Source organism: Actinomadura fulvescens (assembly GCF_039533225.1).
GTDB lineage: Bacteria > Actinomycetota > Actinomycetes > Streptosporangiales > Streptosporangiaceae > Spirillospora > Spirillospora fulvescens.
The window spans coordinates 102,302-112,099 of record NZ_BAAATD010000021.1; the positions used below are offsets into that span (position 1 = coordinate 102,302).

The window sequence follows — 9,798 nt, forward strand, 5'->3', positions numbered from 1 at the left end:
GGTGGCTAGATCGGGGCTGGGTCGAAGTCGCAGTTCAGGCGTTGTTGTTCGTGGGCGGCTATGGCGTCGGGGTGGTCTGGGCCGAGTGTTCTCGTGTAGTGGTCGATGGTCTGGTTGAGCAGTTCGGTGCCGTCGGCCTGCAGGTCGATGGACAGGTTGGCGGCGCAGGCCAGGGTCGTCGGGTGGGTTTCGCCGAGCAGCGCGGTCAGGCGTCGGTGGGTGCCCATGCCGAGGCGGCGGGCGGATTCCAGGTCGCCGAGGGCGGCAAGGTCGCTGGCGAGGTTGGTGGCCACGGTCAGGGAGAAGTGATGGTCGCGGCCGAGTTTGGCTTCGAGGCCGGCGAGCGCGGTCTCGTTGAGCAGACGGGCCCCGGCCACCTCGTCGCGTACGCGGAGGAGGACCGCCAGGTTTCCGGCGCACGCGTGGTGGTACGGATGGTCCGGCCCGTACACCGCCGGGTAGCGATTCAACGTCTCGACGGCGAGTTCGTACGCCTCGTTCAGTTGGCCGAGGCTCCGCAGAGTGTTGGTCAGGCACATGGCGGAAGACAGCGAGTCCGGGTGGTCGAGTCCCAGGAGGCGGTTGTACCGGTTGTGGCAGTCGACGGCCAGTTCGAGGGCCTCGTCGAGGTCTCCGGCGAGGCGTTGGGCGATGGCCAGGTCTTTCATGGTGCGCAGGGTCAAGGGATGGTCGGGACCGAACTCAGCGACGCCGAAGGCGAGGGCGTCTTCGGTGGCTTCGCTGGCGGCCTGGTAGTCACCGCACAGGCGGACCGCACGGACCAGCCCGTTCCAGGAGTGCAGGATGTCGTAACGGCTGCCGCTCGTTCGCATTCCGAGGTGGGCTTGCTGGTGACTTTGCCTTGCCGCCTCGTACCTGCTGATGAGGCCGAGGTCGAGCGCCAGGCTGCAGGTGACTCGCAGGGTGTGCGGGTGGTCGGGGCCGTAAGCCTCCCTGTGGAGACGCAAGGATTCCTCGTCGTAGAGCTGCGCGTCGATGAACCTGCCCTGCGCGCGGAGGTCGGCTCCGATGCCGTTGACGAGGAGGAGCCGTGACTCCTGGAAGCCGGGTTCTCCGGCGACGCTGTCCATGCGCGCCAGCGTCTCCTGGTTGAGCTCGTACGCCTCGCTGTAGCGCCCCAGCTCGCGCGCGATGGTGGCGCGATGGCGGCGGGCGTTCAGTACGTCGATGTCGTTCGGGCCGGCGGAGTCCTCCCAGAGACTCTCGAAGGATTCCACGAGGCGACCGGCAGATCGGTAATCACCGGAGACGTACAGGTAACGCACGTAGTCGAGGGCGAGCGCCCGCATCTGCGGATCACGGGCTACCCCGGAGGAGATGATGTGCGGCAGAAGGCCGGCGTAGTGATCCCAATTGGCAGTGTCGTCGGGATCTTCGGGAGTGGCGGCGGCCAGGAGACGGCGCACGTCGTCGCGGTAGCTTTCGTGATCAGGCAGCTCGTCGCGGACGAGCGCCTGGATCAGCCGGTGCACCTGGATGGTTCGGTTGGCGGTGTCGACGCGGGCCAGTGCGAGGCGGCCCAGCTCGCCCATGGCGCGGCTGAACTGGATGGGATCGCGCAGCAGCGACGCCAGGTGCTCTCCGACGTGCTCGGGGGGCCGGTTGAACACGGCCCGCGGGATGGCCTCCGGCCCGAAGAAGGCGCAGCAGCGCAACAGCACCTCGGCCTCGGGCAGTCTGTCTCTGAGATTGGCGACCGACAGGGCCCAGGCGGCGGTCATCGACGCGGGGTATTCAGTCGGCTTGCCCTCGTTCAACAGCGCCGCTGTGTGCTCCTTGAGGAGCCTGAGGTACTCCGCGACCTGCATTCCGGTCTCGGCCTGGAGCGCGCCTGCCTGCTCCAGGGCGAGCGGAAGGTCACCCAGTTCCTGGGCGAGCTTGTCGGCCTCCTTGTCGCTGATCGCATGTCGTAGCCGCTTGCCGAGGAACTCGACCGATTCGGCCCGCGTGAAGACGTCGATCGAGATCGCGTTCGCCGCGACGTCCCATCGGGGGTTGCGGGAGGTGATCAGAACATGTCCGGGACCGCCCGCCGGGATGAGGTCGTTGATCTCCTCGGGCTGGTCGGCGTTGTCGAAGATCAGAAGCCACTTGTGGAACGGCTCACCCAGCCGCAGTGCGTTCAGGGCCGCTCCCGCGGCGTCCTCGATGCCGGTGACGATCGCCGGTGGCAGGCCGAGATCGCCCGCCAGGACGGCCAGCGTCGAACGGGCCAGGGCAGGCTGGTCCGAGGGGATCCAGCAGACCAGGTCGTAGTCGCCGCGGAACCGCCAGACGTACTCCACGGCCAGCATCGTCTTGCCGACACCGGCCAATCCGTACAGGGCATGCGGCTCGGGCTGGGAGACGACCGCGGTGACATCGCCTGTGAGGCTGGCACGCAGCGCGGCGAGCAGCTCCTCGCGACCAGTGAAGTTGCGGTTGCGCGGCGGAACGTTCAACCAGATTCTGGGCGCCCGTCCAGGCGAATGTGGTTGATGCGCAGAATTCGTCACACACGCCACCCCCACGTCAATACGCGCCAATCTAGAGGCGGCCAGTGAAGATCTCCATCAAAACCCTGCTGCCGGCATGAACGAGCACACCCGGCAGCCGCCCGAGTCGGACTCAGCTGCGCCGAGCCTTGCCCGCGGTGCAGGCCGCAGCGCGCCACGGCGATCTCGTCGGAGGATGCCTGCGGGCCGTCCCACCGCTGATCGTCGATGACGGACGCGGCTTGGTGGGTTCGTGCTCTCGTTCGGCGAGGTGAGTGCGCGAGCGCCGGGGAGTGACCCAACTGCGTCGGGCTGGTCCAGCGTGGTGCTGGTTCGCCTCTACCTATTCTCGGATGGTCGCGGGGTCCTCGTCCGTTCACAAGCTCAGGAGTCGCGATGACGTCGCGCGCTGTGGTGTTCGGTGCCGGCATGGCCGGCCTGCTGGCGGCTCGTGTTCTCACCGAACGATACGACCAGGTCACTTTGGTCGAACGCGACGTGCTGTCCGGCGGACCCCGCAAAGGCGTGCCCCAGGGACGGCATCCGCATCAGCTGTTCACCAGGGGGCAGCAGCTGCTCGCCGACCTGTTTCCGGGCATCATCGAAGAATTGATCACCGCCGGTGCGGTGCCCTTCCAGCCGTCGTTGCAAGGGCACCTGGTCATTGAAGATCAGCCCTGGCACAGGGTGCCGATGCCGCACGACAACCTGGCAGCCAGCCGACCGCTGCTGGAGGACCAGCTCCGGCGGCGCGTGCTGGATCTTCCCGGCGTGCGCCTGCTCGATGGGACCGACGCGGTGGCACCGGTGATCAGCAACGGCCGGGTGATCGCCGCGAGGGTGGGCCGCGACCAACGGCTCTCCGCAGACCTGGTGGTCGATGCGCTGGGACGGGCCGGCCGGGCCACGACCTGGCTGGCCGACAACGGCTACCGGCCACCGCGGACGGACAAGCTCGCGCTCAGTGTCGTCTACGCCAGCTGCCACTTCCGCCTACCGGCCGACCCGTTCGCCGGAGACGAAATGGTCCTCATCGCCCCGACTTCCGCACGTCCATGCGGACTGGTGCTGGCTCGGATCGACAGGGACGAGTGGATCCTCACCTTGGCCAGCTACGGAGCGGCCCCTCCCACCGACCTGGGTGAGTTCCTGGACTACGCCGAGCGGCTCGCACCCGAGCACATGCAGGTCGTCCGAACCGCGCAGCGGGTGGGCCAGATCAGGCGGCACAGGTTCCCTCACACGGTTCGCCGCCGCTACGAATGTCTGCGCACCTTGCCACGCGGAATGATCGCTATCGGCGACGCCGTGTGCGTGAGCAACCCCCTCTACGCCCAAGGCATGACCACCGCCGCCTTGCACGCGCACGCGCTGCGCCGGTGCCTGCGGGCCGATGCCGGGACCGAGTGCCTTGAACGCCGGTACTTCGCCGCCGCCGCTCAGACCTGCAACACCCGATGGAAGCTCCAGACGACCAACGACCTCATCTTCCTCCCCGGACGTCAGACGCCACTCACCTACGCCACCACCACCTATCTGCGACGCCTTGCCACAGCGGCGGCCCAACACCCCGAATGCGCCACGGCGTACCTCCGGGTCCTCCACGCCATCGACCACCCGTATGCGCTGCTGAAGCCCGCGCTTCTTCGTCGGGCGCTCTTCCCCGGCCCGTCCCGCCCGACCGCCTCCCACGTCCGGTCACCGGCCTAGTGATCCCTTGGTGTCGAGTGCGTCACGCAGACGGATGAGAGAGCGCTGCCACAGCCGTTCAAGACGATCAGCGTCCCCGATCGCGCCGTCGAAGATCAGGGTCGGTGTCACCTGATCTCCGTACTGGAACAAAACGATCATCATGTGGTGTCCCGGGAGGAGTGGCGGGAGTGCGAAGATGGCGCGGACCTCGGTGCCCGCGACCGTGATCCGGTCCGTCCGCACGGTGGAGACGCCCATCGTGAGATAGCGGGGATGGGTGGAACGGCGTGCCATGGGCCGTACCACGAACCCGGGCAGCCGCTGGAACGAAGCATGGATCTCGCGCTGCCGCTGGAGCTGCCTTGCGCCGGTGCGCCTCATGACATCGGTCAGCTGGTCCACTGGGCAGGGGCGGTGACAGGGCAGGGGCAGGCGCATCATCCCGAACTGGTTGCCGAGGCAGGCGCTGCTCTCGGCTGATCTGAGGTTGAGGGGCATCCCGATGTGCGGGCCTCGGCGAGCCCGTCGGGTCGGTGTGGCCCAATCGCCGGGTGTCCAGTCGCTGAGTGCTCCAGCGAGCGTCGCCAGGCATACCTGGTTGCGTGAGGCTCCGGTGGCCCGGGTGATGTCCTGGAGCGCGGCCTGGTCCAGATCGAAGCTCAGCACCTTGCGCTGCCCGGTGAGCGGTCTCCTGGTGACCGACCAGTCGAACGTGGGAGCCAGGGGGAACCCCAGCTTCCGTGGCGCGGGCCAGTTCCAGGGCCTGACCTTTGCCGACAGCTCGTTCCCGGCCGGTTCCGGCAGCGTCCCGGCCCCGAACAGCGCTTGGATCGTGCCTTCTATCGCCAAGCCGTCCTGGTAGGCGTGGTGCGCGCAGTAGCACAGGGCGTACTCGGTGGCGCTGTAGCCGTGAATGAGGACCAGGCGCCACATCGGCCGCCCGCGGTCGAACGGTTGCGCCACCGCCTGCTGGGCCGCCGCGAGCACGTCGGTGCCCGGCCGCGCCTGGAGCTCTTGGACATGCCGGCCGGCCTGGAAGGCCGGATCACGTTCCCAGTGCGTCGCGCCGGACGAGAGCTTGTAGCCGAGCACCGGGGCCTGGCCCGCCTGGCCTGTGAGGAGACGTCGCAGATCCTCCAGGACGGGCGGGGTGCCGTCGAACAGGAAGAGGCCGCCGATGTTGACCGCCGACTGGTCGGCCTCCTTCGACGACGCCTCCAGGAGGACACGTTCGAGGCTGCTCACCCGGATGCGCTCGGCACCGTGGCGACGTTCTTCGTGCTTGTGGCCGCTACGAGGCATGACTCTCCAGCAACGGGCGAAGGCGGAAGACGCGGATCGTACGTTCGGTGCGGTGTGCGTAGCTGTCATAGGCCGGCCATAGCCCGACCATGAGCTTCCACAGGCGGGCTCGTTCGACCGGGTCGGTGACCAGTTCGGCATGGACGGGCATGGACCGCCCGCGGATCTGGACGCGGGCCAGGGGAGCGGCGAGCAGGTTGCTGCTCCAGTGGGGGTGGTGAGGTCGGCCGTAGTTGGAGCCGACGATGATGAGGTCCTGGCCGTCGTCGACATAGACGAGCGGAGTCACGCGGGCCTGTCCGGTGCGGTGCCCGGTCGACGTCAGGAGCAGTGGCTGGAGGGTGTGGCCCCAGAGCGCCAGGCGTCCTGAGGTGGCCCGCTGAAGGCGCCGGTCGAGGCCGACGAGGCTGCGGCTGATCGCGCTGGCCCACTGGTAGTGGCCGACGACGCGCAGCATCGAGGTCATCGGGTGTCGCATGCGGCACTTCTCCACGGCGCTTCACCCGGCCCGATCGTGCCGTGAGGGGACCTGCCGCCGCGCGGGCGCCGGCAGGTGACTGTGGAGTTCGTCGAGGTAGGCGGCCCGCTGGTCAAGGTCGGCGTTCAGGGTTATCTCGTCGGTGCGCATCCAGTCGTCCAGGAGGTCACGCAGCGTGGTCGGCACGTGGGCGAGCCAGGGGAGCAGGCGCAGCCGCCGCGGTAGGTAGAGGGTGGCGCGGGGCCGATCGGCGAGGGCGGCGACGGCGTTGCCGACCGTGGCGGGGGCGACCGGTGAGAAGCCAGGCTGGGCGCGCAGACCGCTGCCCGCGCGGGTGGCGCACAGGTACGGCAGGACGGTGCTGACGTGCACCGTGCCACCGAGCGTGGGGTGACCGCGGTGATGGCGGCGCAGTTCCCGGCGGAGCGCCTCGTTGAAGGCCAGCAGCCCCGCCTTGGCAGCGCTGTAGGCGGCGAGCCCGGCCAGTGGCTTGACGGCGGTGGCGCTGGCCACCGTGATCAGGTGCCCGCCGCCGCGCTGGAGCAGGCCGGGCAGGACGGCGCGACTGGCGTAGATCGGGCCGGTGAGATTGACGGCGGTGGCGCGCTGCAGCATGTCCGCGCGCTGGTCGGTCAGCCGGCCGGTCGGCAGGATCCCGGCGTTGTTGACCAGAACGTCGAGGTCGCCCATGTGGGCGCGGGCCGCGTGCAGGAAGGCGTCGGTCGAGGCAGGGTCGGTGACGTCGAGGGGGACGGCATGGCAGCGGCGGCCGAGTCTGCCGGCGGTCTCTTCGGCCGCGGCCAGATCGAGGTCGCCGATCACGACGGTATGGCCGCGGGCGATGAACGACTGAGCGATGGCCCGCCCGAGGCCGCGGGCTCCGCCGGTGATCGCGGCGGTGTGAGCAGGGTCGGCCATGTTCGGCTCCCTCGTGGTCGGAGGAGTCAGGTGAGGAGCAGGTAGGGCGTGGCGAGGACGACGCCGATCGCGGTGCCGGCGATGGCCTGGGCGAGGGTGTGATCGCCCAGCCGTACGCGGGACCAGGCGGTCAGGGGGACCACGGCGGCGAACCACAGACCGGCCGGGCCCACGGACGCGGTGAGGACGACGGTCGAGCCGGCGGCCACGCTGGTGTGCAGGGACACCTTCCAGATCAGCGAGAGCAGCAGGAACGCCACGACGCTGAGCTGCATGGTGACGACCAGAGCGACCAGGCGCCGCGGCGCCCCCTCGGCCCCCGCCAGCAGGGCCAGTCCGGTGAACACGCAGAGCGCGGTGGCGGCGAGGGGCTTCAGGCGTTGCCGGCGCACCCGTACGTGCCGGTCGTTCCAGAGCCGCCGTCGCACACCCCATGCCAGGATCAGGCGGGGCAGCCCGGCGCAGAACAGCGCCGCCGCCGCGGCCCAGGCCATGCCCTCCCATGCGGGCCGGGTGCTGCGCGCACCGATGACCAGCAGGAGGGCCACCGCCAGGACGGTCGGCGCCGTCACTTCGGTGACGCACGCGGCGACACGCCGGCTCGATGGACGGGAGCGGATGCTCACGTCGTCGACCTCACCTGCGACGACCCAACGGCGGTGGAGACTCGGGACGCAGTTAGGCGCCTCCACCCGCCGGTCGTACGCCGCCTCGCCGCGGCCCCGTTCGGCCTCCTCAGGCCCGGCCTCACCACGCGAGCTCACCATCCTGTCCTGGGCGACGGTCGGCCGCGCCTCGGCAGAGACCTCGGTGACCAGCCGACGGGCCGCGTCGATCACCGCCGCTCCACTCAGGCAGGCGTCGATCACTGCCGCTCCACTCAGGCAGGCTCAGACTGCCGCCTGGAGAGAGCTCGTCCTCGGCCGGCACCTCGGTCGCCCTCCGGCGATCGGGTCGAGCCTGTCGACGCCGGTCGCGCTCCGCCCGGCAAGGCCCGGCGATCGCGGGGCTCGCGTGCCGCCTGTTTCCGTACGTGGAGCGGGCCCGAGCCGGTGGCCGGAGCACGTTCGGCTCCGGCCCCGCACAGGTGTGCACGGCAGGCGGCACAGTCTGATCATCGATGGCGGCCATGGCTGTTCAGTGGTCTCTGCGAGTGATCAGCGCCGCGAGGGCGTGCAGGTCAGCGACCCCTTGGGGATGTCCTGACGCCTCGTCGAGCGCGGCGCTCGCGGCCTGAACGCGGCGGCGGGTCTCCGCGAACGCCCAGTCGCGGCCACCGGCCGTCTCGATCAGACGTACGGCGCGCGCGATGGTCGGAGCGTCCAGCTTCCGCTCGCCGCCGCCGCCGTAGATCCGGGCGAGCCGCTCACCCGCCTCCGTGCCGGAGGTCAGGGCGGCCACGACCGGCAACGACTTCTTCCGGCGGGCCAGGTCGGCTCCGACCGGCTTGCCCGTGGTCCCGCGATCGCCCCAGATGCCCAGCACGTCATCGGTCAGCTGGAACGCCATTCCCACCTCCCGCCCGAACGTGCCGTACCGTTCGGCCGTCTCGGTGCCGGCGCCGGCGGCCAGCGCACCCAGCCGGCAGGCGGCCCCGAACAGTGCCGCGGTCTTGCGTTCGGCCATCGCCAGACAGTCGTCCATGGACACCTCGGACCGGGCCTCGAACGTCAGATCCGCGGACTGGCCCGCGCAAACTCCCAGCACCGCCGCCGACAACACGTCGACCAGCTCGCGGCTGTCCAGGGCCTCCATGGCCAGCACGAACAGAACGTCACCGGCGAGGATCGCCTCACTCGCCCCGAACACCGTCCAGGCGGCGGCGCGATGACGACGGACACGATCACCGTCCATCACGTCGTCGTGCAGCAACGAGGCGTCATGCGCCAGCTCGACCGCCGCCGCGGCGTTCACCGCGCCTCGCGCATCCTCACGACCGATGACCGCCCGGGCACTCGCCAGTGTCAACGCGGACCGAACCGCCTTGCCCGCCCCGTCGGTCGGACGCCCGGCGGCATCCCACCAGCCGGCGTGGTAGCCGACGACATGGCGGATACGTCCCGGCAGCGTCCCCACCAGCATCCGACGCCGCGGTTCGACCCGCTCCCGAGCTCCGAACAGGATCTGCGACGATGGTCTCGCCTGTGACACCGCTGACCGGGTGACCATGAACCAGCTCTCCTTGTCCAGCGCCGCGGTGATCTGCGGATGCGGCCGGGCAAACCATCGCGTTCCATGGGCACCTCCAGGGTGCAAGGGCCTCGAACCGGCAGTCCATACGCTCTGAAGTAAGACGGTTACAGACAGTAGTTGCATCAATAAATGGGTCGGTGGTGTGACTTGACGAATTCCATGGGAGCATGTAATCCTAAGGCCGGGATAGAGGTTGACGATTCTTATAGGTGTGGACATCTGTCTGCATTTTGACTTATGCTGCCCTTCCACGCCTGCCCTCGACATCCCGCTCCTCCGTACCGGCTGTGATGTCGTCTGGCGTGTGCCGTCAGTCCGCCCGCGAGCCCTCGGAAGGACCACTTTTGGCAGCCTTGCGCAACGCCTCCGCCGTACCCGCTGGTCCTCGTCGCGTCTCCTTCGCGCGCATCATGGAGCCCCTTGAGGTTCCTGACCTCCTCGCCCTGCAGACCGAGTCCTTCGACTGGCTGCTCGGGAACGAGAAATTCAAGGCCCGGGTCGAGGCGGCCCGTGAGGCCGGGCGCCGGGACGTCCCGGTCCAGTCGGGTCTCGAAGAGATCTTTGAAGAGATCAGTCCCATCGAGGACTTCTCGGGGACGATGTCCCTGTCGTTCCGCGATCACCGGTTCGAGCCGCCCAAGTACTCCGTGGAGGAGTGCAAGGACAAGGACATGACCTACTCCGCCCCGATGTTCGTCACGGCGGAGTTCATCAACAACA

7 protein-coding genes and 1 pseudogene are annotated in these 9,798 nt (G+C 69.1%); 2 read left to right on the forward strand and 6 right to left on the reverse strand.

Annotation, left to right across the window (positions count from 1 at the left end):
• Window positions 1-5: 5 nt before the first annotated feature.
• Window positions 6-2,462, reverse strand: coding sequence for an FxSxx-COOH system tetratricopeptide repeat protein (gene fxsT / locus ABD333_RS44535; protein WP_344548959.1), 2,457 nt, complete (start codon window positions 2,460-2,462; stop codon window positions 6-8).
• A gap of 429 nt (window positions 2,463-2,891) precedes the next feature.
• On the opposite strand from fxsT, the gene ABD333_RS44540 reads away from it, so the two are divergent.
• Entirely contained in the window at window positions 2,892-4,205 is a 1,314-nt protein-coding gene (locus ABD333_RS44540; RefSeq protein WP_344548961.1) for an NAD(P)/FAD-dependent oxidoreductase, read from the forward strand.
• On the opposite strand, the gene ABD333_RS44545 is transcribed toward ABD333_RS44540, so the two are convergent.
• From ABD333_RS44545 to ABD333_RS44565, 5 genes are all read right to left on the reverse strand, one after another.
• On the reverse strand, window positions 4,194-5,489 hold the full coding sequence (locus ABD333_RS44545; protein ID WP_344548963.1) for a wax ester/triacylglycerol synthase domain-containing protein: 1,296 nt from the start codon (window positions 5,487-5,489) through the stop codon (window positions 4,194-4,196). The genes ABD333_RS44540 and ABD333_RS44545 overlap by 12 nt on opposite strands.
• Entirely contained in the window at window positions 5,479-5,967 is a 489-nt protein-coding gene (locus ABD333_RS44550) for a nitroreductase/quinone reductase family protein (RefSeq protein ID WP_344548965.1), read from the reverse strand. The genes ABD333_RS44545 and ABD333_RS44550 overlap by 11 nt, the downstream gene beginning before the upstream one ends.
• A 21-nt stretch (window positions 5,968-5,988) precedes the next feature.
• Window positions 5,989-6,885, reverse strand: a complete 897-nt coding sequence (locus ABD333_RS44555) for an SDR family NAD(P)-dependent oxidoreductase (protein WP_344548967.1) — start codon at window positions 6,883-6,885, stop codon at window positions 5,989-5,991.
• A gap of 26 nt (window positions 6,886-6,911) precedes the next feature.
• Window positions 6,912-7,754: a phosphatase PAP2 family protein gene (locus ABD333_RS44560; protein WP_344548969.1), complete on the reverse strand. Its 843-nt coding sequence runs from the start codon at window positions 7,752-7,754 to the stop codon at window positions 6,912-6,914.
• Window positions 7,755-8,022: 268 nt separating this feature from the next.
• Window positions 8,023-9,054 carry a polyprenyl synthetase family protein gene (locus tag ABD333_RS44565; protein WP_344548971.1) on the reverse strand — a complete coding sequence of 344 codons (1,032 nt, stop codon included), beginning with the start codon at window positions 9,052-9,054 and terminating at the stop codon, window positions 8,023-8,025.
• Between the two features lie 368 nt (window positions 9,055-9,422).
• Here ABD333_RS44565 and ABD333_RS44570 point away from each other — a divergent pair.
• Window positions 9,423-9,798: pseudogene (locus ABD333_RS44570) on the forward strand (DNA-directed RNA polymerase subunit beta); the annotation flags it as partial.

Excerpts from the sequence above, each read along its gene's own strand:
- ABD333_RS44540 (WP_344548961.1), top strand. The coding sequence starts at position 2,892 with ATGACGTCGCGCGCTGTGGTGTTCGGTGCCGGCATGGCCGGCCTGCTG.
- ABD333_RS44545 (WP_344548963.1), bottom strand. The coding sequence starts at position 5,489 with ATGCCTCGTAGCGGCCACAAGCACGAAGAACGTCGCCACGGTGCCGAG.
- ABD333_RS44550 (WP_344548965.1), bottom strand. The coding sequence starts at position 5,967 with ATGCGACACCCGATGACCTCGATGCTGCGCGTCGTCGGCCACTACCAG.
- ABD333_RS44555 (WP_344548967.1), bottom strand. The coding sequence starts at position 6,885 with ATGGCCGACCCTGCTCACACCGCCGCGATCACCGGCGGAGCCCGCGGC.
- ABD333_RS44565 (WP_344548971.1), bottom strand. The coding sequence starts at position 9,054 with ATGGTCACCCGGTCAGCGGTGTCACAGGCGAGACCATCGTCGCAGATC.